This window comes from Peteryoungia ipomoeae (genome assembly GCF_004912165.1).
Lineage (GTDB): Bacteria > Pseudomonadota > Alphaproteobacteria > Rhizobiales > Rhizobiaceae > Allorhizobium > Allorhizobium ipomoeae.
Genome location: NZ_STGV01000005.1, coordinates 1 through 20,504, shown reverse-complemented (window position 1 = coordinate 20,504; position 20,504 = coordinate 1). Strand labels below are relative to the sequence as shown.

Below are 20,504 nucleotides of genomic sequence, written 5' to 3'. Positions count from 1 at the left end.
AGGTAAAAAGCGCGAACACGCGAAAGGTTTCCCGCTTGTCGGTCCGCAAAACGCCCTTGCTAAGGCGGGGCCGTCGCGTTATGCATTCGTCCATGAAGATCGTATCGAAGACCTTTGCTTGGTGGTGGGCACGCTAACGCGGCCTTGACCAGTCATGTCTTGATAGGATTGACCCCAAAGCCGCCCGGAAACTTTCCTGAGGCGGCTTTTTTGTATTCAAGGCCTGCTCATCAGGCGGGCCTCATGAATGGAGAAGGACAGACATGTCGACGATTTTGCAGGAAGACGGCTCGGAAGCCTATCAGACGCGCGGCGGCGTGACCGTCACGCGCAAGCGGCGGCCGACCTCCTATGCCGATGCGATCTCGACCTATGTCGACAAGCTCGACGAGCGGCGCGGCGCGGTGTTTTCCTCCAATTACGAATATCCCGGCCGCTACACCCGCTGGGACACGGCCATCGTCGATCCGCCGCTCGGCATTTCCTCCTTTGGCCGCAAGGTCTGGATCGAGGCCTATAACGGTCGCGGCGAGGCCTTGTTGACCATGATTGCCGAGGCGCTGGCCGGCGTCGAGGATCTGGCGCTCGGCGCCCGCACTGCCACCCGGCTTGATCTCGACGTCAAGCTGCCGTCGCGCGTGTTCACCGAGGAAGAACGCTCGAAGATGCCGACCGTCTTCACGGTTCTGCGTGCGATCACTGCATTGTTCTATTCGGAAGAAGATTCCGCCATCGGCCTGTTCGGCGCCTTCGGCTACGATCTGGCCTTCCAGTTTGATGCCATCGAGCTCAAGCTCACCCGGCCGGACGACCAGCGCGACATGGTGCTGTTTCTGCCGGACGAGATCCTTGTCGTCGACCACTATTCGGCCAAGGCCTGGATCGATCGTTACGACTTCACCAAGGGTGACGTGACGACAATCGGCCAGGCGGAAGAGATCGCGCCGGAGCCTTTCCAGCATGTCGATACGATCCCGCCGCGTGGCGATCACCGGCCGGGCGAATATGCCGAACTCGTTGTCAAGGCGAAGGAAAGCTTCCGCAAGGGCGACCTGTTCGAGGTGGTTCCGGGGCAAAAATTCATGGAACGCTGCGATTCCAAGCCGTCGCAGATTTCCAAGCGACTGAAGGACATCAATCCGTCGCCTTATTCCTTCTTCATCAATCTCGGCCATCAGGAATATCTCGTCGGCGCCTCGCCGGAGATGTTCGTGCGGGTGAATGGTCGCCGCATCGAGACCTGCCCGATCTCCGGCACGATCCGGCGCGGCGCGGATCCGATCGAGGATTCCGCCCAGATCCTGAAGCTGCTCAACTCCAAGAAGGACGAGAGCGAGCTCACCATGTGCTCGGATGTCGACCGAAACGACAAGTCCCGCGTCTGCGAGCCGGGCTCGGTCAAGGTCATCGGCCGCCGCCAGATCGAGATGTATTCGCGCCTCATCCACACCGTGGACCACATCGAAGGCCGCCTGCGCGACGGCATGGACGCCTTTGACGGCTTCCTCTCTCACGCCTGGGCCGTCACGGTGACCGGTGCGCCAAAGCTCTGGGCCATGCGTTTCATCGAGAAGCATGAGAAGAGCCCGCGCGCCTGGTATGGCGGCGCGATCGGCATGGTCGGCTTCAATGGCGACATGAATACGGGGCTGACGTTGCGCACAGTGCGCATCAAGGATGGTATTGCTGAAGTGCGTGCCGGTGCGACGCTGCTCAACGACAGCGATCCGCATGAGGAAGAGGCCGAAACCGAACTGAAGGCATCCGCCATGATTGCAGCCATCCGCGACGCCAAGTCCGATCCGAAATCCAAGCGCGGCGTGGCAAGCGTGGGGCAGGGCGTCAACATCCTGCTCGTCGACCACGAGGATAGTTTTGTCCATACGCTCGCCAATTACTTCCGCCAGACGGGGGCGACCGTGAACACGGTGCGCACGCCGGTGCCGGAAGAGATCTTCGATCGTCTCAACCCCGATCTCGTCGTGCTCTCGCCCGGTCCGGGCTCGCCGACCGATTTCGACTGCAAGGCGACGATCAAGAAGGCGCGCGCCCGCGAGCTGCCGATCTTCGGCGTCTGCCTTGGCCTTCAGGCGCTGGCCGAATCCTATGGCGGGGAGTTGCGCCAGCTCGCCGTTCCCATGCATGGCAAGCCGTCGCGCATCCGCGTGCTCGAGCCGGGTCTCGTCTTTGATGGCCTCGGCCACGAAGTCACCGTTGGCCGCTACCATTCGATCTTTGCCGATCCCTCGACGCTTCACCGTGACTTCATCATCACGGCCGAAAGCGAGGACGGCACGATCATGGGCATCGAGCACACGAAGGAACCGGTCGCCGCCGTCCAGTTCCACCCGGAATCGATCATGACGCTCGGCGGCGACGCCGGCATGCGGATGATCGAGAACGTGGTGGAGAAGCTGGCAAAGCGGAAGAAGGTGAAGGCGGCGTGAGCCAACAGAGCGGGGCGCTTCGGCGCCCCGATTGCATTGGGGGCACCTGAACCACGCTATATGACTGTCATCTAGAGGCTGACTGCCAATCTTCCCGGCTGTGGCGAATGCGGACGATAAGGACTTCGTTGTCTTCGATCCGATAGACAATCAGATGCGCCCTGAACCGCTGGACGCGCATGGGAGGAATGAGCTCGTCTCGCTCCCTTGCCATTTCCGGTGTGGATGCGATCAGCTCGAAGAGTTCAAAAAGCCCGTCGTGATATGTTCGCGCCTGTCGAAGGCCCCAGTTGCGGATGCCGGTTTCGGCAATGTCGATGATGTCGGCTTCCGCTTTTCGAGACAGCCGATAGCGCATCTTCACGCGCCACGGGCCGTTTGTACCCGGCGCCTTGCCGTCTCGAACAGATCTTCTGCCGTGCGATCGCCCACGCCGCTTGCCAGGCCTGCATCCACGGCAGATTGCATCGCTGCGATTTTTTCGGACCGCTCCCGGTCCCGGCGGATCAGATCCGAGACATAGGCGCCGGAATCAGAGAATTCGCCGCTCTGGGTTTTCTCGTCGATCCAGTCTTTCAGATCGTCCGGAAGTGCGATGGTGATGCCCGGCATTGGGGTCTCCAATCTTCAACGCGGAAAGTATCTCTAACGGGAGGCATTGCAGCAAGGGGGCATCAAGCGGCCCTCGGCTCAATTCGCTGCAACTCCGCTCCGATCTCGCGCCGCCTCTGCATGAGGTCGTAATCCGCCTGCAGCCCGAGGAAAAAACCTTCGGAAACGCCGAAGTAGCGTGATAGACGCAGATCGGTGTCCGCCGTCAGAGATCGCTTGCCCAGCACGATCTCATTGATCCTGCGGGGCGGGACGTTTACCGCGCGTGCCAAAGCATTCTGGCTCAATCCCATGGGCTTCAGGAAATCCTCCAGCAGGATGTCTCCCGGATGCGGGTTGGGGAGCAGGTCAGTCATGGTGGTCGACGATCTCGACATCGGTTGGTCCTCCTTCATTCCAGGTGAAGCAAATGCGCCATTGGTCATTGATTCGGATGCTGTGTTGTCCAAGCCGGTTGCCCTTCAACGCTTCCAGTCGGTTCCCCGGCGGCACCCGCAGGTCGTTGAGGTTTCGCGCACTGTTCATCAAGCGCAGTTTTCTCAACGCGACGCCTTGTATGTCCGGCGGAAGCTTTCGGCTTCGCTGGCCGGACAAGATGCGCTCGGTTTCACCTTCTGCGAAACTTTGGATCATGTTCATTTATAACGCAGTGCGTTATAGCTGGCAACTGTCCACTTTCCATCCCACCTCCCGCCTTGACCTTTCCTCAACCCTGCGGCATTACGCTGCCATCCAACCGAACCGCCCGCTTTGCCGGGCGGTTTTGTCGTTTTCGGGATTGCGTCTGCAATTCACTCGCATCTGCAGGGATCAAGGCCATGGTGGCGAACCAAGACAATCTGGTGCAAAGGCTGGCCTTCTGGGGCATTCCTCTGGCCTTCGGGGTAATGGGCCTGAAGCTTCTTGCCTGGTGGGTCACGGGGTCCGTGGCGCTTTTGTCCGACGGGCTTGAATCCACCGTCAATGTGATTGCCGCCTTCATCGCCTATTTCGTCATCCGCTATGCGCAGAAACCGGCCGATGACGATCATCCTTACGGTCACCACAAAGCGGAATATCTCTCGGCCGTTCTCGAAGGTGTGCTGATTGTGGTGGCCGCGCTCCTCATTATTCGCGAGGCGATCCCGGCGCTGCAGGCGCCGACGCTGCCGGATGCGCCGTATCTGGGCTTGGCGATCAACGCGATTGCGGGCGTCATCAATGCCGTCTGGGCAACCTTGCTGATCCGTGTCGGCCGTAGTCACCGTTCGCCGGCACTTTCCGCCGATGGTCAGCACATCATGTCCGATGTCGTCACCTCGATCGGCGTTCTAATCGGTCTCGTTCTCGTGCTCGCCACGGGGTATGCCATCCTCGATCCGGTGCTTGCCATTCTCGTGGCGCTCAACATCATCTGGCAGGGCTGGAAGGTGATCGCGCAGTCGGTGGCAGGGCTGATGGATGTCGCGGTGTCGCCGGAGGAGGCCGAGGCGATCCGTGCCGCAATCAAGGAAAATTCACAAGGTTCGCTTGGTGTGCACTACCTGCGCTCGCGCCGCGCCGGGGCTGCCACCTTCGTCGCCTTCGATCTTGTCGTGCCCGAGGCAATGACGGTGCGCGACGCGCATGTCATCTGCGACCGGCTGGAAATGGCGGTCCACAAGGCCGTGCCGGGTACCCGCGTCACCATTCATGTCGAGCCCGAAGACGAAATGGCGCATGGCGCCGGCGTCGAACTCGGGCGTTAGAGCATTTCCAGCCGAAGCGGGATCGCTTCGGCGTCGGACAATGCGGCAAAATCAAAAAGATAGAGTATTTCCGGTGAACCTGTGTTCACCGGAAATACTCTAGAATTAAAGGATCCATCATGAGCAAAACCGATACATCCGGCCTGACCCAGCTCGGCCAGGCCGTCGAAGCCCCGACCAGCCCCGAGACCGCCGTGCTCGAGCGTGTACCGAACGGCAATGCCGGCACCGATTATGTCGTGCGCTTCACCGCGCCCGAATTCACTTCGCTCTGCCCGATGACCGGCCAGCCGGATTTCGCCCATATCGTCATCGACTACATTCCCGGCGACTGGCTGGTGGAATCGAAGTCGCTGAAGCTCTTCCTGTTTGCCTTCCGCAATCACGGCGCCTTCCACGAGGATTGCTCCGTTTATATCGCCAAGCGCATCGTCGAACTGCTCGATCCGAAATGGCTCCGGATCGGCGCCTACTGGTATCCGCGCGGCGGCATTCCGATCGATGTCTTCTGGCAGACCGGTGCGCCGCCGGAAGGTGTCTGGCTGCCGGATCAGGGTGTCGCCACCTATCGCGGCCGTGGCTGAGCGCCTGCACGGGGTGACTTCGGCCTCTCTCATTCCTAAATAAGCGCTGTCTGACAAAAAAGGAGAGCCGCGACATGCCGACATTTCTCGCCGTCTATACGATGAAAGCGGAGGATTTCGCGCGTTTTCGCAATCTCTCCAAGGCCGAGCAGGATGCGATCGATGCCGAGGGTATTCCAAAATGGGTCGCATGGGAGGAGCGCAATGCAGCCCACATCGTCAATCGCGGCGGCATGGTGGGCAAGACGACGCGCGTCACCCGCAACGGCATTGCCGCGACATCCAATCCGATCTGCGGCTATCTGATCGTCGAGGCTGAGAGTGCGCAGGCGGCCGCCGAACTCTTCCGCGACCATCCGCATATCACCGTCTTTCCCGGCGATGGGGTCGACATCATGCCTTTTGTCACCGATCCGCCGGATTGAACCGGCCGATCTCCTGTGCAAACAAAAGGGCCGCCCGGTCTCCCGGCGGCCCTTTTCGCATCAGCCCATCACGTCTGCTCAGAGCGTCTGGGCAGCGCTGATCGAGGAGACGAAGCGCTTGGTGCGCTCGCGCTGCGGATCGCGGAATATCTGCTCGGCGCTGCCGGTCTCGACCACCTGTCCGGCTTCGAGAAACACCACCTGATTGGCGATCTTCGAGGCAAGCCGCAAATCATGCGTTGCCATCACCATGGTCGTGCCTTCAGCCGCGAGTTGGCCAAGCACGTCGACCACTTCGCCCGCCAGTTCCGGATCGAGCGCCGAGGTTGGCTCGTCGCAGAGCAGAACCTTGGGCGAGGGGGCGAGCGCCCGGGCGATTGCCACGCGCTGCTGCTGGCCGCCGGAAAGTTCGGCCGGCCAAGACTCGATCTTGTGACCCATGCCGACCTTTTCCAGAAGATCGACCGCCCGGGCCCGGGCCTTTTCACGCGACCATTTCTGTACCGTCACGAGGCCTTCCATGACATTCTCGAGTGCCGTGCGATGCGGAAACAGCTGGAAGTTCTGGAAGACCATGCCGGTTTCGCAGCGGATCTTCTGGATCTGGCTGAACGGCACCTTGCGGCCGGGCGCAAAATCCACCGTGTGCTCGCCGATCTGGACGCTGCCGGAGGTTGGCTGTTCCAGAAGGTTGATCGAGCGCAGCAGCGTGCTCTTGCCGCCGCCAGACGGGCCGACGAGCGCAGTGACGCTGCCTTCGGGAAACGAGAGCGAGATGTCGTTGAGGATCGTCGCCGTGCCGAAACGCTTGATGATGTGGGACAGGGTGATCATCGGTTGGCCTCCAGCATGCCGCCATAACGTCCGAAGCGGGCCTCCAGGCGCGCCTGCAGGTTGGACAGGACCGAGCTCAGCGCGAGGTAGATCAGGGCTGCCTCGATATAGAGGATCAGCGGCTCATAGGTGGTCGCGACGATGCGCTGGGCCGATTGGAAGAGCTCCGGCACGGTGATCGCGGCCGCCAGCGAGGTGTCCTTGACCAGCGAGATGAAGGTGTTGGACAGTGGCGGTACGGCAACGCGGGCGGCCTGCGGCAGGATCGTGCGGCGCATCGCCTGGCTCCAGGTCATGCCGGTCGAATGGGCCGCCTCCCACTGGCCCTTGGGCACAGAGGAGATTGCCGCGCGGATGATCTCGGATGAGTAGGCGCCAATATTGAGCGTGAAGCCGATGAGGGCCGCCGGGAAGGCGTCGAGCAGAATGCCGATGCTTGGCAGGCCGTAAAAGATGACGAAGAGCTGCACCAGAAGCGGCGTGCCCCTGATGACCCAGACATAGAAGCGGGCGATCATGACCAGCGGCTTGGCCGCAAACAGGCGCGTGATGGCGGTGATCAGGCCGAGCGTCAGGCCGAACGCGAAGGACAGCAGAGTGAGTGGAATGGTGAACTTCACCCCGGCCCACAAAAGTGTCGGCAGGGAATCGAGCATCAGTTGAAGCCAGTGCGGCATGGAGATGTCCTTGGCGGTGCGGACGAAAACGGAATGCAGCAGAGGCGGGAGGCACCTCTGCTGCGATCTCGATTATAGACATATGGCGAAGAAGGCGACACCCGGCGCGCGCCAATCCGGCGTTTACCGTTTGCGTCGCCTGCTGAGGCAAGCTTGCCTTACTTCGAAACGTCCTGGCCGAAATACTTGTCGGCAATGGCCTTGTAGGTGCCGTCGGCCTTGATGTCGGTCAGGGCCTGGTTGATGGCGGTCACCAGTTCTGCATCGCCCTTGCGCACGATGATGCCGGAGGCATCGGCTTCGGCTTTTTCAGCGGCGATCTTCACCGGCGCATCCGGCTTCTGCTTCTTGAAGTCGAGGAAGGACAGGCTGTCATTGATCGTCGCATCAGCGCGACCGGTCAGAACCAGCTGGATCGACTGGTCGAAGCCATCGGTGCCGACAAGTTCGGCGCCGGCCGCTTCGGCGATCTTGCCGAAATTGCTCGACAGGGACTGGGCCGACTTCTTGCCCCTCAGGTCCTCGAAGCTCTTGATGTCCTCATTGCCTTCCTTCACCACGAGCACGGCCTTGGAGACGATGTAGGGATCGGAGAAGTCGTACTTCTCTTTACGCGCTTCCGTGATGCCCACCTGGTTGATGACGGCGTCATAGCGGTTGGCGTCGAGGCCGGCGATCAGGCCGTCCCATTTGCCTTCCACGAATTCGGCCTTGACGCCAAGCTTGGCCGCGACTGCTTCGCCGATCTCGACATCGAAACCGACAAGCTTGTTTGAAGCGTCGTGGAAGGTGAAGGGCGCATACGTGCCTTCGGTGCCGATCTTGAAAACGCCGGCTGCCTTGATGGCGTCGAGGTTTTCACCTGCAAACGTCGGGGCAAAGGCGAGGGTCTGGAGAGCCGCTGCAACGGCAATGGTTTTGATGAAGCGCATGATGATGTCCTTTCGGCCGCATTTCGATGGCTTCCATGTAGGCCAAAGCCGCCGACGGCGGAGGGGCGATTTGCGCGAATTTTTGCCAATTAGGAGAAATTTTTGCTCAGACATGCAGGAATACTTTGATATCTGGCCATTCCCGCCCTCGTATCGAGGGCCAGAAAGGGGCCAATTTCGCCAGGCCATTTTTGGGGGTTTTTGCAACTTATACCTGTTTAAATTCAGGGTCTCTCGTGCAAGCCTCTGATTCGTCAAGCAGATTCTTTGAATGTGTGACCCAAGTTTTCGTCCTTAACAAATTGTTAAACGTCGTGGACCTGTAGCAGTTATTGTGTTTATACTTGCTACCTGAGGGTTGAATAAAAAAACACAGACTATAGACCGAGACTAACTTGATGCAGCTTGAACGCTGGTCAGGAATGGCGGCTTGCCGGGCAAATGCGCGTGCCGTCGGATCGTTCGGTATAATACTAGCAATTATAGTGGGTTAGACTGAGTTTCAGATGCTCGGTTATCCCATCGAAGGGTTTCGTTGGCATGGGTCAACGGAAGGTGTGCTCTGCTGCCTTGGTCAAACCGATCTTCGAGATCGGATTTGAATGCTAGCGTTGATCAGAGTGTTACAGTAAACAAGGGGAGTTTAACATGAAAACGATTATCGCAGCTTCAGCGCTTGCCCTGATGACGTCGACATCGGCGTTCGCCACAGACTACGACGCCGACATCATGCAGTTCGCCGTTGGCGTCCAGGAAGCTCTGAACGACATCAAGGACGTCACCAAGGCTACCGACGTAGCTCAGGATGCCGTCAACGCTGTCAACCTGGTCTCGCTTGCTGATGCCGCCAATCTCGACACGATCCTGCAAAAGTCCGCTGTCGAGCAGGATGCGGAAAACAGCATCGAATCCGGCTGGAAGTTCAACGTCTGGAAGTGGAAGTGGGAGCCTGACTACGTAACGATCAAGGGTGTTACGCAGAATGCGACCAATGTGGCGAACTCTGTGTCGCTCGGCGCTTCTACGCCGCCAATCGGCACGGCTGGCGTCCTGGATTCGATCAAGCAGAAGGCCTTCGTTGATCAGTACGCGACCAACGACATCAAGGTTGCCTATACGGTCGAAGATGTGGCCCAGACAGCGGTCAATGCTGCCAACCTGATTTCGCTCGAAATGGACGCTCCGGATCTGGATGAAATCAAGCAGTTCGCCGTCGGTGATCAGGATGCCCTGAATACGATCGAGTTCAAGAAATGGATCGACGGCAACAAGGTTGTCGCCGGCAAGGTGGTTCCATCCACTCAGGATGCCACCAACGTCATCAACAGCGTCTCCGTTCCGAGCGTCAACCTGACGCTGGCGCAGTTTTCCGCTGTTGACCAGAAGGCACGCAACGTCGCCGATTCCGTCGGAAGCAATTCGCAGATCTGGGATTTCGAGCAGACTGCCGTCAACGCGGCCAACCTCGTATCCATCGATTCTATCGATACCGGTCTTGGTATCAGCCAGGTTGCTTTCGTCTCGCAGAATGCATCGAACCTGATCGATGCAAACGGCACCGTGCAGGCTGTCGTGCAGAGCGCAACCAATGTTGCCAACTCGATCGGCGATCTCAACTGATCCGGTCATCGGCCAGGCTGATCATTCAGCCTGGCCCTTTTTCGTGAGAATAAGACGTCAGGGAGCCGGTTCATAACGAACCGGAATGCGTGTTTCCATGTCCCGGAGTTTGCGAGTTTCCTTCGCCGTGACCTGTGCGGTCGTGGTTTCGGTACCCGGTCTCCCGGTCGCGGAGCCCTTGGACCTGATCCCGTCGCAGGAGGCGCTCTCGCCCGTCCAGATCCTTCAGGATTTCAAGGGCCGTCAGGATGCGAACCAGTCGATCGGCTGGTCCAATGTTTCGGTTGCCAAGTCCGCCCGCCAGACTGGAAGCAATGCCGGCAACGTGGTCGATGTCAGTGACCGGCCGCTCAACAGCGTTCGCCAGAATTTTGAAGGGAAGCAGTTCTCCATCAACGAGATCGTGCTCAATGCCGTGTCGGCGCTGGAAACGATCGAGCAGGATGCTTCGAATGTCGGCAATGCCGTCATCGGCGGTGATATCGGCAATGTCGAGCAGTACTTCGCCGATGGCTCGGTGCAGAATGCGATCAACAGCCTGACGCTTCCCGATCTCCCGGGCACGCTCAGGCAGTCTGGCTCGAACACCATGAACATGGTCTATTCCGAACAGTCGGTCGCGCTGAGCTCGCAGAATTTCACCAGGACGGCGCAGCAGCTCGTCGACAACCGTCTGACAGTGACAGGGTCCGGTGGCAATGGTTCAATTGTCCAGGAAGGCACCAATCTCGGTAATATCATTGTCGCCAGCAAGGTCGATGAAGTCGTGCGCGATTTCTCCGGCAGCCAGATCATCAACAATGTGGTGACGCTACAGGAAGGGGCAACCTGGGGATCGATCAGTCAGAGCGGCACCAATATTGCCAACTATATCGAGGCGGAAAGCATCAATTATCTGAAGCAGACCACCGAGAATGGGGAGCAGAAGGTCAACAATCGCGTCGATGTGGTCACGCTCGACGGACTGACGAAGTCGATCACGTCCCCCAATATCACGCAGAGTTCCAACAACTTCGTCAACATGATCGTGTTGAAGACGAAGCTGCCGGATGGCAGCTCGCAGGTGGTCGATGTCCTGCAAAAGGCCGATTACGGCCAGTCCGTCCAGGGCGCCAATGGCGCTGCGACCGCCCAGACCGGCAATGCCGTCGTCATCGAGCGATAGGCAAGATCATCCGAAAGCCGCAGCCATCCTGAGATGTAGAATATCGGTTCAATACTCAGCGCAAGCCGGATCCTGGCACCATTGCGGAAATTCGATCCAGGGCGCATCCGGCCATTGCGCCGGTTTCTTGTCCATGTAAGCCGCTGCCGCGCGCATGTAATTGTTTTGCGCTTTCACAAGTTTCGTCGAGCATATGTAAGCGGCATGCTGCTTGATCAGCTTGCCAATACTGTCGCGCGTTTTTTCATCGACAGGCGCCGGAACCGGCTGTTTCAAGGCCGTGAAATAGGCGTCGATCCCGGTCATCAGGCTCAGTGGAGAGCCTTGTACATAACGGTCGCAGGTGGCACTGGTGCGTTTCAGCTCCACCATGGCGCGGACGAAGTTTTCCACCGGACTGGTTTGGGCCGCGGCCGATGCGGCGCCAAAGCTCATTACAATCGTCAAAGATATAAATATGCGCATATGAGCCGCCTATACATCCACTTGTCGTTTCGGGATTGTTGCGTCATTTGTATTCTATTGTCCATAGGTCTGATTCGTAGGTTTGTTATAGAAAATACGTGTTGTCTTTTGGCAACGAGTGGCCGGTCTCTTTGTGTTTACACCGTTCTATTGGTAGATTTTCGCTGTGTGCCAGTATCTTTAGTGCTATCCCGTCGAGGGATGACTTTTACAGGCGTTGCTGAAAGCCTTAAAATTTTGGGGGTTTTATGATTGCTCATCGGGACATCGCATGGCTTGTCGCACTGGTTGTGGCGGCGCCGTCGATCGCGTCGGGAAACGGTCTGGGCGATGATCGCCCCTATCAGTTCCGCTCCGCCAATGAACGTCAGGTGCTGCTCAACCTGGAGCGCACCCGCCTTGAGTTGAAGGGGGAGTTCCGCGCCAATACCGGTGTCGGCTCAGGCTCGGGACTGGGCACCCAGCAGACCGGCAATGCCACGACCATCAACATCAATGGGTCCGGCAATACTGTCACGGTGACGCAGGATAATGATGGGAACCAGACCATCACCCAGACTGACAGCAACAATTCCATTCTGAACAACTGAGGCGGTCTGCATGATTTGGGGGAAATTCCGCAGTCTCGTCGTCGCACCTGTCCTTCTTCTCGCGGCCTGCCAGTCGCAGACCGCTGAGAAAGCGCCGAAGGAACCGTTTCTCGGGCCGGTGCCGATTGCCACCCGTACGCCGGTTGATGCCGCTCTCGAATGCCTGGCGAAGACGCCGGAGGTGCAGCGCTATCCGCGCATCTTTGCCGTCCACGTGATCACCGATCAGACGGGGCGCTATTCGGCGGATGAGACTGGCAATTATCTGCCGCGTGATAGCGCCGGCATGATGGTATCGCTTCTGCAAAAGGCGGGCGTCAAGCAGGTCAACCGCTCCAATACGGCCGTTTCGGAGTGGGAAATCGCCAGAGCGCGCGAGCAGATCCTCGGCGATGGTGGCAATGTCGTGGTCGGCGATGAAAGCCTGCCGTTCCGGCCGCTGGTCAAGGGCGCGCTGCGCGGCTCCGATTATGTCATTGACGGGGTGATCACGCAGCTCGATTTCAACACCTATTCCGGCGGGCTTGAGGCGACTGTCGGTGGGGCAGGTGGGGGCGCGCGGCGCTTCGCCGTGACCGCCGCGATGGACATCCGTGTCACCGACACCAAGTCCACCCGCATCATCAGGGCGAAATCCTATTCCAAACAGGCGGTTGGCCGCGAAGTCTTCGCTTCCGTCTTCCGCTTCTTCTCCGATGAGTTGTTCGACATCAAGATCGGCAGCAAATCGCAGGAAGGGCTGCAGGCCGCCGTGCGCTGGACCCTGGCGGATGCCACCTATGATCTGGTCAAGGAGCTGACCGGTCACAAGGGCGCCTGCGATGCGCTTTTGCCGGCGGCATCCCAGGATGATCGCGCAGGCCAGACCGGCACCGAGGTCGCGACCGCTGGCTGATGCGCTTGAGCTCAGGCTTGCGCGGCCATCGGTGACAAGCCTCAGCCGACGATGCGTTTTCATCGTCTGTGATCGCCTCTGAAGCGCGGGTTTCAGTCCGTCCTTCTTGCATGGTGATGCGCGGTTGTCTTGCAGTCAGGGGCGTGGAGCCTATATGCGGAAGAAAGCCAGGCGGCCCGAGACCTTCGGGCGAGGAGTTCTTCTTGTTTGCCTTCGACAACAGCTATGCCCGTTTGCCCGAGATCTTTTATCGTCCGGCAAAACCGGCGCCCGCCCGCGCGCCGAAGCTCATTCGGTTCAACGCGGATCTGGCGCAGGCTTTGGGTCTTCATGTCGAAGGCGTCGATGAAGAGCGACTGGCCGCCGTTCTCGCAGGGCAGGTTCTTCCTGTCGGCGCAGAGCCGATCGCCCAGGCTTATGCCGGCCACCAGTTTGGCCATTTCAATCCGCAACTCGGCGATGGGCGCGCCCTTCTGCTCGGAGAGGTCGTGGATCGCAGCGGTCAGCGCCGGGATATTCAGCTGAAGGGTTCCGGGCCAACCGCTTTTTCCCGCAATGGCGATGGACTGGCCGCGCTCGGCCCCGTCTTGCGGGAATACATCCTGTCGGAAGCCTTTGCCGCCCTCGGCGTGCCGAGCACGCGAGCCTTGGCGGCTGTCGCGACGGGCGAGATCGTACGGCGCGAGGTGCCCCTGCCGGGCGCAGTGCTCACCCGCGTTGCGTTGAGCCATATCCGCGTTGGCACCTTCCAGTATTTTGCCGCCCAGGGCGATGACGCCGCCGTTCGGCAGTTGGCCGATCATGTCATCAAACGTCACTATCCCTCTGTTTTGGCGGAGGAAAATCCCTATCTTGCATTGCTTCACGAGGTCGCTGCGGCGCAAGCGCGACTTGTTGCGCAATGGTTGTCCATCGGCTTCATCCACGGCGTGATGAACACCGACAACATGGCCGTGTCGGGGGAAACGATCGATTTCGGCCCTTGCGCCTTCCTTGATGAATACGATCCCCGCAAGGTATTCTCGTCCATCGATCAGCGCGGCCGTTATGCCTATGCCAATCAACCGGGCATTGCCCAGTGGAACATTGCCCGTCTTGCCGAGTGCCTGCTTCCGCTTCTTGATCCGGATGAGGAGAAGGCGGTTGCGGCTGCAAACGGCGTCTTGCAAGCCTTCGGTGATCTCTTCCAGGCAGCCTGGCTGCAGCGCTTCCGGGCAAAGCTCGGTCTTGTCGGCGAGGGGGCGGATGATCGTCTGCTCGTCAGCGATTTCCTCGACGTGATGCATCGGGGCGAGGCTGATTTTACCCTGACCTTTCGGGCACTCTCGAAACTGGCGGGCGGTGCTGCCGACGAGGTTCTTGTCGAGCAGTTCAATCCATCGGTCGATCTTGGCGATTGGCTCATGCGCTGGCGTGCACGGCTTGATGATGGTCGCTCGCCGGCGGCGCTGCAAGCGGCTATGGAAGCGGTCAATCCGGCGCTGATCCCTCGCAATCACCGCATTGAAGAGGCGATTGCCGCGGCCGTTTACGGTGACTTCTCTATCTTCCACCGGCTGGTGGATGCCGTCGCCGCCCCCTTTACGGAAAGCTTGGCCTCGGCTGATCTGCGATTGCCTCCGAGGCCTGAGGAGCGCGTCACGCGCACCTTTTGCGGCACGTGATGTCTCCGGCGCAACGATTTCCAGATCAGGATCCGCAGTTTCGGCCTTGACCCCATGTCGTGCGGGCTGAGGAGGCGGGCGCCTTCTCTCCGACGCTCATCAGGCGCAGCCTGTTTGCCGTGCGGCGAGGCCACATCATCCAGGCAAGACCGAAAAAAGGGCGCTCCCGAACAGAGCGCCCTTTTTCCGTCGATCTGTCTGATCCGGATCTTAGCTTGCCGGCGTCAGCGTCATGGACGTGCCGGTGGCAGCCACGTTCAGGCCCAGCTGGCCGGAAACGCTGACCGGCTGCAGGTGGATCGAACCTTCCGTGCCGCCGAACAGCACGTTTGCACCGACGCCCGCGCCGACGGTTGCTTCCGCACTTGCACCGCCATAAAGGCCGCCGAGCGAGCCCTTGTGGTAGCCGGCCGTCGGGGCAAACACGGCCCAGACAATGCGGCCCTTGGCGGTGTAGCCGAGGTCGACGCCGAATTTCTTGATGGCGCCGGAATACATGTCGAGCGGCTCGCCGCCCATCACGGAGGTAAAGGCGCAGTCTGCGGTCTTGGCCGAACCGAGAACATAACCGAAGCCGGGGCCAACAGCACAATCGAGGTAGCCGATGCGAACGCCGCCCGAGGCGCCGGTTTCCTCATAGACGGGAGCCGGGTCGGCATAGGTCATGTCGGCGGCGGTGGCGATGCCGGCATGGGCGGCAACAGAAAGAGTGGCGATGCTCGCCGCGATCAGTTTCTTCATGGTGATAATCTCCTTGCATCAGACTGCCCGTCGGAAGGTGGCCACTTTCGGCTTCTTCGGACAGTTCCGGGAACAAACGCTTAAATGCGAAGAATGATCCAAGTGTGGCAGAGATTGGTGTGTCCGCGGCTGAGCGCTCAGGCAATCCGGCGCTCGGCAAGGGCTCTTGATGGCCCGCGGGGAGGGCCTCGGAACCTTCTTCTGCCGCCCGTCTTATCCCGGCGCACAGAACCCGAGGAGATCGACGATGACGCTGACCCTGCCAGAGCTTTCCAAGAAGATGCAGAAGATCGATTTCTGCATGATGATCACCCATTCGGGCGACGGCACCATTTCCAGCCGACCGATGAGCAACAACGGTGATGTCGACTATGATGGCGACAGCTACTTCTTCTCCTATATGGAGACCCGCAAGGTCCGCGAGCTGACAGCCGATCCGACCGTCTCGCTCACCTTCACCGCGCCGCCCAGCCTGCTCGGCAAGCCCGGCATCTTCGTCGCCGTCTCCGGTCGCGCGAGCCTGATTGCCGACAAAGCCGTCTTCGAGGCGCACTGGACCAAGGATCTTGATCGCTGGTTCAAGGATGGCATCGATACCCCCGGCATCGTGCTCATCAAGGTGCATGCCGACAAGGCCGAATACTGGGACGGCGAGGAGAACGGCGTCATCAGCCTTTAAGCGGCGTATCGGCGCCCTTTCGCTTTCACCCGATGGTGTAAAATCAGGCGTTGGTTTGCCCCGGCGCCTGTTTTCTATTCCGCCGGCGACATCACAAATGCTCCTGCCGCCGCGATCTGACAGATTGCAGCGTGGATAACTGGTCGTGCGTCCCTTGCAGAATGTCGCAGACAGGCTGCAATTGTCTCGTTACGCCTCTTAAGATCGGCGTCACATCATTCACTCCCAGACATCAGGGTTTTCGGCTATGGCAGAGTTTCCGTCCAAGGCAAAGGTCGTCATCATCGGGCTTGGAGGCATTGTCGGCGCCTCCATCGCCCATCACCTGATCGAGCGCGGCTGGGATGACATCGTCGGTATCGACAAGTCGGGCATCCCGACCGATATCGGCTCCACCGCCCATGCGTCGGATTTCTGCTACACCACGAGCCACGACTATCTGTCGGTCTGGACCACGCAGTACTCCATCGATTTCTACGAAAAGATGGGCCACTACGCCCGCATCGGCGGTCTGGAAGTTGCCCGTACCGGCGACGACACCTGGATGGAAGAAATCAAGCGCAAGCTTTCGTCGGCTCGCGCCTTCGGTACCCGCGCCCATTATGTCTCCCCCTCCGAGATCAAAGCGATGTTCCCGCTGATCGAGGAAGATCAGGTCATGGGCGGCATGTTCGATCCCGATGCCGGTCTCGTCGTCCCGCGCTCCCAGACGGTTGCCGGCAAGCTCGTCGATGCGGCGGAAAAATCCGGCAAGCTTCAGATGTTCGGCAATACGCCGGCGCAATCGCTGATCGTCGAGGGCGGTCGCATCAAGGGTGTCGTCACCCATCGCGGCACTGTTATGGCCGATCACGTCATCGTCTGCGCCGGCCTCTGGGGCCGCCTGATTGCCGAAATGGTTGGCGAAGACCTGCCCGTCATGCCGGTCGACCATCCGCTCACCTTCTTCGGTCCGTATAACGAATTCGAAGGCACCGGCAAGGAAATCGGTTATCCGCTGCTGCGCGACCAGGGCAATTCGGCCTATATGCGCGATACCGGTGACCCGAAGACCACCGAGGGCGGCCAGATCGAATGGGGTTACTACGAGCAGCACAATCCGCGCATGTGCCATCCGCGCGAACTCCTTGAAAAGCACGAGGCGCGCCTCTCGCCCTCGCAGCGCGATCTCGACATGGAGCAGATCCTCGAGCCGCTCGAGCGTGCGATGGAACTGACGCCGATCCTCGGCGAGCTCGGCTATAACGAAGGCCATTCCTTCAATGGTCTTCTCCAGGTCTCCGCTGCCGGCGGTCCGTCCTGTGGCGAAAGCCAGAAGGTGCGCGGCCTCTGGTACTGCGTCGCCATCTGGGTCAAGGACGGCCCCGGCTATGGCAAGCTGATTGCCGACTGGATGACCGATGGCCGCACCGAGATCGACCATAACTCGATCGACTATGCCCGCTTCTATCCGCACCAGCTGACCGAAGACTTCATCGCCGGTCGCTGCTACGAGGCCGCCCAGAAGATCTACTTCCCGGCCGTTCACACCCGCGAACCCTATGCTTCCGGTCGCGGCGCCAAGCGCTCGCCGATGTATGAACGCGAGGTCGAGCTCGGCGGCTACTTCATGGAGCTTGGCGGCTGGGAGCGTGCGCATGGCTACGCCGCCAACGAGCACCTCTTGGAAAAGTATGGCGATCGCGTTCCGGTTCGCGAAAACGAGTGGGATAACAGACACTTCTGGCGCGTTTCGAATGCCGAACATCTGGCGATGAGCGACGATTGCGGCATCGTCAACCTCAGCCATTTCCACATGGTTGACATCGAAGGCCCCGATCATGTCGAGCTTCTCGAATGGCTCTGCGCCGCCAAGATCGGTGGCGACGCCAATATCGGCAAGGGCATCTACACCCACTTCCTCGACGACGAGGGCATGGTGCGGGCCGACTTCACCGTCTTCCGCTTAGGTGACCGCTGCCGCCTCGTCAACGGCGCCGATGCCGGCCCGCGCGACTTCCACTACATGAAGCGCGTGGCCGAGGATCGCGGCCTTGACGTCACCATCACCGATGTGTCGGAGAAGTTCATCACCATCGGCATCTGGGGCCCGAACGCCCGAGAAAACCTGAAGAAGGTTGTCGCCGACCCCGCCGGCCTCGACATCGAGAACTTCCCGTTCGCGTCGATCAAGCCGATCGAGATTGCCGGCAAGTCCGTCGCTGCCTTCCGCATTTCCTATGTTGGCGAGCAGGGCTGGGAGCTGCATATGAAGTATGAAGATGGCCTCGCCGTCTGGGATGCACTGCGCTCCACCGGCGTCATGGCCTTCGGCGTCGAGACCTATGCCAATTCGCGCCGCATGGAAAAGAGCCTGCGTCTGCAGAACGGCGACCTTCTGACCCAGTACAACCTGATCGAAGCCGATCTGGCGCGTCCGAAGGTCAAGGAAGCCGATTTCCGCGGCAAGGAAAAGCATCTGGAATACAAGGCCCGCGCCCAGCAGCCGGCCATGCTCTGCACGCTTGTCATGACCGACAATGTCGACAAGTCAGGCGTGGCCCGCTACCCGGTCGGCTCCATGCCGGTCGTCGACCCCACCACCGGCGAAGTCCTGGTCGACAGCCTCGGCCGTCGCTCCTACACCACCTCCGTCGCCTTCGGCCCAACCATTGGCAAGAATATCGCACTCGCCTATCTGCCGGCGGAGTATTGCGAGGTGGGGCGGAAGCTGAACGTGGAATACTTTGCCGAGAGCTTCCCGGTCGAGGTGGCGGCGGTGGGGTATAAGCCGCTGTATGACCCGGAGAATTTGAAGCCGCGCAGCTGAGGGCAGGGCGGTTTGCTCAGGGGGTTATGGACCCGTCGGTTGGGAGACCGGCGGGTTTTAATTTGATACTAGCCACTCAACGACACGCTGAGCGCTGCCATCTGTTAGCAGTCTGTATGTGCCGCCAATTAGTGCAAGGATTGCCGCACCCGCGAGTGTGGTCGCTAGTCTGGGCACATCTATGTAGCTAGCTTCTTTGTAGTCTTTTTTAAGAAATATCCGAACGGCGGTAGTGGAGTCGTGAAGCTTTTTCAGTCCAAGTGCCAAAATAATTGTTATTCCTATTAAGATAAATCTTTGACCAATTGATAAATCTGGAAGTAATGCTAGCGTTGTCAAGAACGCAACGCTGTTTATGTTAAGGCCATGTTTCTCGTAAAGCCACCTAACTCTGCTAGATTTACTCCGTAACGCTTCTTCGATTTCGATTGTCGTGCCTGAAACCCAGATTTCATCGCGGCCGACAACATTAAATGAACTGTCTTCTTCACTCACGTTTATTGTGATCTGCCTATTCACACCCTCTCCGGGTTCGCTAATGGAAAGGCTTAGCGATTGTGCTTCTGCTGGCAGATTTGGGATGTCCCAGAAATTTGACGCGAGCCGCTTTAGTCCTTTGCGGTCGCTGTTTACCGCAATCACCACCTCAAACGGAGTCTCTATGGACGACTTGAGAATTTCAACTAACTCTTTGATTTGATCTCTATAAAGCGTAATTTTGGGAAGCTGTCGTGTCTTGTGAATTTGCTGTATGGGCGATGCAGGAGCGAGGTTGGAGCGCGACGCGTCTTGCGTATTGAATCTGACAAGCGCTAGCAATCCAGCATTGCCATCGTCTAGCCCCCACTCGGCTTCCAGTCGGTCCTCAGAGATACTGCTGAAAGTTATTGTCGCCACCATATCGCGGTTTAAGTGCTCAGGTGTTTGAGTAGGCCTCAGAGTGCCCGACACCTTCCCGTCGACATCCATTTGTATGGGGCCGCAGAGTATCAAAGGCTTTCCAGGAGCATTCACTCGAAGCTCGATCGTAGCTTTTCCATTCTCCGATCGGACTTCGGCAAAAGCGTTGGCATAAATGGTGCCTCGAAGATCTCCAATCCATTTCCCAGACAGTATATTCATATTCATTTCAGTTCGCCGTCTTTCCTGATCTCAATCACTGTGTGAGATTCGAATCGTTTTAACACCATCATGGTCTTCTAAGTTGGGAGGCGCAACTTTAGGACGTTTAAGATTTGGCTGAATTTGAATAGCAATTTTGATTCTCAAATTATTATTTGTTCTGCAGGAATAACCGGGCGAGGGAAAAGAACCATATTCAATGCGTAAGCGGCGCGCTCCCGCTTCTCCCCAGCGGGGAGAAGATGCCCGAAGGGCAGATGAGGGGGCGCGAAGCGCAAAACCGGATAGCACGATGGTTGAGGGTTCATATTGATCTTGTGCCTGGTGACGTGCGGCTGCGCCGCCCCCCTCATCCGGCGCATTCGCGCCACCTTCTCCCCGCCGGGGAGAAGAGGTTCCGCCTCGGCGCCCCAATTCCCGAAAAAAGGGGGATGAATTCCGAAAAATCTCCAACAAAATCAACACCCCGCGCCTTCAATCATCCCCGTCTCCCGCACAGGCCCCATACTCACCCCC

The 20,504-nt window shown here is 59.1% G+C and carries 21 protein-coding genes; 11 read left to right on the top strand and 10 right to left on the bottom strand.

Annotation, left to right across the window (positions count from 1 at the left end):
• The first annotated feature begins 263 nt into the window (after positions 1–263).
• The gene (locus FAA97_RS14835; protein ID WP_136599349.1) at positions 264–2,447 is read left to right on the top strand and encodes an anthranilate synthase; all 2,184 of its coding nucleotides are present in this window, start codon (positions 264–266) and stop codon (positions 2,445–2,447) included.
• 67 nt (positions 2,448–2,514) lie between these two features.
• Here the strand turns inward: FAA97_RS14835 and FAA97_RS14830 are convergent, their stop codons facing one another.
• From FAA97_RS14830 to FAA97_RS14815, 4 genes are all read right to left on the bottom strand, one after another.
• Positions 2,515–2,805 carry a type II toxin-antitoxin system RelE/ParE family toxin gene (locus tag FAA97_RS14830; RefSeq protein ID WP_136599348.1) on the bottom strand — a complete coding sequence of 97 codons (291 nt, stop codon included), beginning with the start codon at positions 2,803–2,805 and terminating at the stop codon, positions 2,515–2,517.
• Positions 2,806–2,807: 2 nt separating this feature from the next.
• Positions 2,808–3,059, bottom strand: coding sequence for a type II toxin-antitoxin system ParD family antitoxin (locus FAA97_RS14825; protein WP_136599347.1), 252 nt, complete (start codon positions 3,057–3,059; stop codon positions 2,808–2,810).
• A 62-nt stretch (positions 3,060–3,121) separates the two neighbouring features.
• Entirely contained in the window at positions 3,122–3,436 is a 315-nt protein-coding gene (locus FAA97_RS14820; protein ID WP_136599346.1) for a HigA family addiction module antitoxin, read from the bottom strand.
• Entirely contained in the window at positions 3,408–3,692 is a 285-nt protein-coding gene (locus FAA97_RS14815) for a type II toxin-antitoxin system RelE/ParE family toxin (protein ID WP_136599685.1), read from the bottom strand. Before FAA97_RS14815 ends, FAA97_RS14820 begins: the two co-directional genes overlap by 29 nt.
• A 185-nt stretch (positions 3,693–3,877) precedes the next feature.
• Between FAA97_RS14815 and FAA97_RS14810 the strand changes: the two genes are divergently transcribed.
• From FAA97_RS14810 to FAA97_RS14800, 3 genes are all read left to right on the top strand, one after another.
• The gene (locus FAA97_RS14810; protein ID WP_136599345.1) at positions 3,878–4,786 is read left to right on the top strand and encodes a cation diffusion facilitator family transporter; all 909 of its coding nucleotides are present in this window, start codon (positions 3,878–3,880) and stop codon (positions 4,784–4,786) included.
• 119 nt (positions 4,787–4,905) lie between these two features.
• Positions 4,906–5,370, top strand: coding sequence for a preQ(1) synthase (gene queF / locus FAA97_RS14805; protein WP_136599344.1), 465 nt, complete (start codon positions 4,906–4,908; stop codon positions 5,368–5,370).
• A 74-nt stretch (positions 5,371–5,444) separates the two neighbouring features.
• A complete protein-coding gene (locus FAA97_RS14800) occupies positions 5,445–5,795 on the top strand; it encodes a hypothetical protein (protein ID WP_136599343.1) in 351 nt (116 codons plus the stop codon).
• 78 nt (positions 5,796–5,873) lie between these two features.
• Here FAA97_RS14800 and FAA97_RS14795 read toward each other — a convergent pair whose 3' ends face one another.
• The 3 genes from FAA97_RS14795 to FAA97_RS14785 form a co-directional block, all read right to left on the bottom strand.
• Positions 5,874–6,629, bottom strand: a complete 756-nt coding sequence (locus tag FAA97_RS14795) for an amino acid ABC transporter ATP-binding protein (RefSeq protein WP_136599342.1) — start codon at positions 6,627–6,629, stop codon at positions 5,874–5,876.
• Entirely contained in the window at positions 6,626–7,306 is a 681-nt protein-coding gene (locus tag FAA97_RS14790; RefSeq protein ID WP_136599341.1) for an ABC transporter permease subunit, read from the bottom strand. The genes FAA97_RS14795 and FAA97_RS14790 overlap by 4 nt, the downstream gene beginning before the upstream one ends.
• Before the next feature lie 158 nt (positions 7,307–7,464).
• The gene (locus tag FAA97_RS14785) at positions 7,465–8,238 is read right to left on the bottom strand and encodes an amino acid ABC transporter substrate-binding protein (RefSeq protein WP_136599340.1); all 774 of its coding nucleotides are present in this window, start codon (positions 8,236–8,238) and stop codon (positions 7,465–7,467) included.
• Between the two features lie 648 nt (positions 8,239–8,886).
• Here FAA97_RS14785 and FAA97_RS14780 point away from each other — a divergent pair.
• Both FAA97_RS14780 and FAA97_RS14775 read left to right on the top strand, forming a co-directional pair.
• Positions 8,887–9,858 carry a VOC family protein gene (locus FAA97_RS14780; RefSeq protein WP_136599339.1) on the top strand — a complete coding sequence of 324 codons (972 nt, stop codon included), beginning with the start codon at positions 8,887–8,889 and terminating at the stop codon, positions 9,856–9,858.
• A gap of 97 nt (positions 9,859–9,955) precedes the next feature.
• Positions 9,956–11,023, top strand: coding sequence for a hypothetical protein (locus FAA97_RS14775; protein ID WP_136599338.1), 1,068 nt, complete (start codon positions 9,956–9,958; stop codon positions 11,021–11,023).
• A 48-nt stretch (positions 11,024–11,071) separates the two neighbouring features.
• Here the strand turns inward: FAA97_RS14775 and FAA97_RS14770 are convergent, their stop codons facing one another.
• The gene (locus FAA97_RS14770) at positions 11,072–11,488 is read right to left on the bottom strand and encodes a hypothetical protein (RefSeq protein WP_136599337.1); all 417 of its coding nucleotides are present in this window, start codon (positions 11,486–11,488) and stop codon (positions 11,072–11,074) included.
• Positions 11,489–11,736: 248 nt separating this feature from the next.
• On the opposite strand from FAA97_RS14770, the gene FAA97_RS14765 reads away from it, so the two are divergent.
• The 3 genes from FAA97_RS14765 to FAA97_RS14755 all read left to right on the top strand — a co-directional run bounded on the left by FAA97_RS14765 (position 11,737) and on the right by FAA97_RS14755 (position 14,637).
• The gene (locus FAA97_RS14765; protein WP_136599336.1) at positions 11,737–12,078 is read left to right on the top strand and encodes a hypothetical protein; all 342 of its coding nucleotides are present in this window, start codon (positions 11,737–11,739) and stop codon (positions 12,076–12,078) included.
• A 10-nt stretch (positions 12,079–12,088) separates the two neighbouring features.
• Complete coding sequence (locus FAA97_RS14760) at positions 12,089–12,973, top strand: CsgG/HfaB family protein (RefSeq protein WP_136599335.1); 885 nt, start codon at positions 12,089–12,091, stop codon at positions 12,971–12,973.
• A 203-nt stretch (positions 12,974–13,176) separates the two neighbouring features.
• Positions 13,177–14,637 carry a protein adenylyltransferase SelO gene (locus FAA97_RS14755; protein ID WP_136599334.1) on the top strand — a complete coding sequence of 487 codons (1,461 nt, stop codon included), beginning with the start codon at positions 13,177–13,179 and terminating at the stop codon, positions 14,635–14,637.
• A gap of 210 nt (positions 14,638–14,847) precedes the next feature.
• Here FAA97_RS14755 and FAA97_RS14750 read toward each other — a convergent pair whose 3' ends face one another.
• Positions 14,848–15,378 carry a DUF992 domain-containing protein gene (locus tag FAA97_RS14750; protein WP_136599333.1) on the bottom strand — a complete coding sequence of 177 codons (531 nt, stop codon included), beginning with the start codon at positions 15,376–15,378 and terminating at the stop codon, positions 14,848–14,850.
• A 247-nt stretch (positions 15,379–15,625) separates the two neighbouring features.
• Between FAA97_RS14750 and FAA97_RS14745 the strand changes: the two genes are divergently transcribed.
• Positions 15,626–16,057 carry a pyridoxamine 5'-phosphate oxidase family protein gene (locus FAA97_RS14745; protein WP_136599332.1) on the top strand — a complete coding sequence of 144 codons (432 nt, stop codon included), beginning with the start codon at positions 15,626–15,628 and terminating at the stop codon, positions 16,055–16,057.
• Between the two features lie 247 nt (positions 16,058–16,304).
• Positions 16,305–18,866: a GcvT family protein gene (locus FAA97_RS14740; protein WP_136599331.1), complete on the top strand. Its 2,562-nt coding sequence runs from the start codon at positions 16,305–16,307 to the stop codon at positions 18,864–18,866.
• A gap of 57 nt (positions 18,867–18,923) precedes the next feature.
• On the opposite strand, the gene FAA97_RS14735 is transcribed toward FAA97_RS14740, so the two are convergent.
• Positions 18,924–19,994 (bottom strand): hypothetical protein, encoded by a 1,071-nt coding sequence (locus FAA97_RS14735; protein ID WP_136599330.1) that lies wholly within the window; start codon positions 19,992–19,994, stop codon positions 18,924–18,926.
• Between the last annotated feature and the right edge of the window lie 510 nt (positions 19,995–20,504).

What these genes read in the sequence shown, in the direction of transcription:
- FAA97_RS14760 (WP_136599335.1), top strand. Translation starts at nt 12,089, where the DNA reads ATGATTTGGGGGAAATTCCGCAGTCTCGTCGTCGCACCTGTCCTTCTT.
- FAA97_RS14765 (WP_136599336.1), top strand. Translation starts at nt 11,737, where the DNA reads ATGATTGCTCATCGGGACATCGCATGGCTTGTCGCACTGGTTGTGGCG.
- FAA97_RS14750 (WP_136599333.1), bottom strand. Translation starts at nt 15,378, where the DNA reads ATGAAGAAACTGATCGCGGCGAGCATCGCCACTCTTTCTGTTGCCGCC.
- FAA97_RS14770 (WP_136599337.1), bottom strand. Translation starts at nt 11,488, where the DNA reads ATGCGCATATTTATATCTTTGACGATTGTAATGAGCTTTGGCGCCGCA.
- FAA97_RS14800 (WP_136599343.1), top strand. Translation starts at nt 5,445, where the DNA reads ATGCCGACATTTCTCGCCGTCTATACGATGAAAGCGGAGGATTTCGCG.
- FAA97_RS14795 (WP_136599342.1), bottom strand. Translation starts at nt 6,629, where the DNA reads ATGATCACCCTGTCCCACATCATCAAGCGTTTCGGCACGGCGACGATC.
- FAA97_RS14735 (WP_136599330.1), bottom strand. Translation starts at nt 19,994, where the DNA reads ATGAATATGAATATACTGTCTGGGAAATGGATTGGAGATCTTCGAGGC.
- FAA97_RS14820 (WP_136599346.1), bottom strand. Translation starts at nt 3,436, where the DNA reads ATGTCGAGATCGTCGACCACCATGACTGACCTGCTCCCCAACCCGCAT.
- FAA97_RS14790 (WP_136599341.1), bottom strand. Translation starts at nt 7,306, where the DNA reads ATGCCGCACTGGCTTCAACTGATGCTCGATTCCCTGCCGACACTTTTG.
- FAA97_RS14775 (WP_136599338.1), top strand. Translation starts at nt 9,956, where the DNA reads ATGTCCCGGAGTTTGCGAGTTTCCTTCGCCGTGACCTGTGCGGTCGTG.
- queF (WP_136599344.1), top strand. Translation starts at nt 4,906, where the DNA reads ATGAGCAAAACCGATACATCCGGCCTGACCCAGCTCGGCCAGGCCGTC.
- FAA97_RS14780 (WP_136599339.1), top strand. Translation starts at nt 8,887, where the DNA reads ATGAAAACGATTATCGCAGCTTCAGCGCTTGCCCTGATGACGTCGACA.
- FAA97_RS14810 (WP_136599345.1), top strand. Translation starts at nt 3,878, where the DNA reads ATGGTGGCGAACCAAGACAATCTGGTGCAAAGGCTGGCCTTCTGGGGC.
- FAA97_RS14825 (WP_136599347.1), bottom strand. Translation starts at nt 3,059, where the DNA reads ATGCCGGGCATCACCATCGCACTTCCGGACGATCTGAAAGACTGGATC.
- FAA97_RS14815 (WP_136599685.1), bottom strand. Translation starts at nt 3,692, where the DNA reads ATGATCCAAAGTTTCGCAGAAGGTGAAACCGAGCGCATCTTGTCCGGC.
- FAA97_RS14745 (WP_136599332.1), top strand. Translation starts at nt 15,626, where the DNA reads ATGACGCTGACCCTGCCAGAGCTTTCCAAGAAGATGCAGAAGATCGAT.
- FAA97_RS14835 (WP_136599349.1), top strand. Translation starts at nt 264, where the DNA reads ATGTCGACGATTTTGCAGGAAGACGGCTCGGAAGCCTATCAGACGCGC.
- FAA97_RS14740 (WP_136599331.1), top strand. Translation starts at nt 16,305, where the DNA reads ATGGCAGAGTTTCCGTCCAAGGCAAAGGTCGTCATCATCGGGCTTGGA.
- FAA97_RS14785 (WP_136599340.1), bottom strand. Translation starts at nt 8,238, where the DNA reads ATGCGCTTCATCAAAACCATTGCCGTTGCAGCGGCTCTCCAGACCCTC.
- FAA97_RS14830 (WP_136599348.1), bottom strand. Translation starts at nt 2,805, where the DNA reads ATGCGCTATCGGCTGTCTCGAAAAGCGGAAGCCGACATCATCGACATT.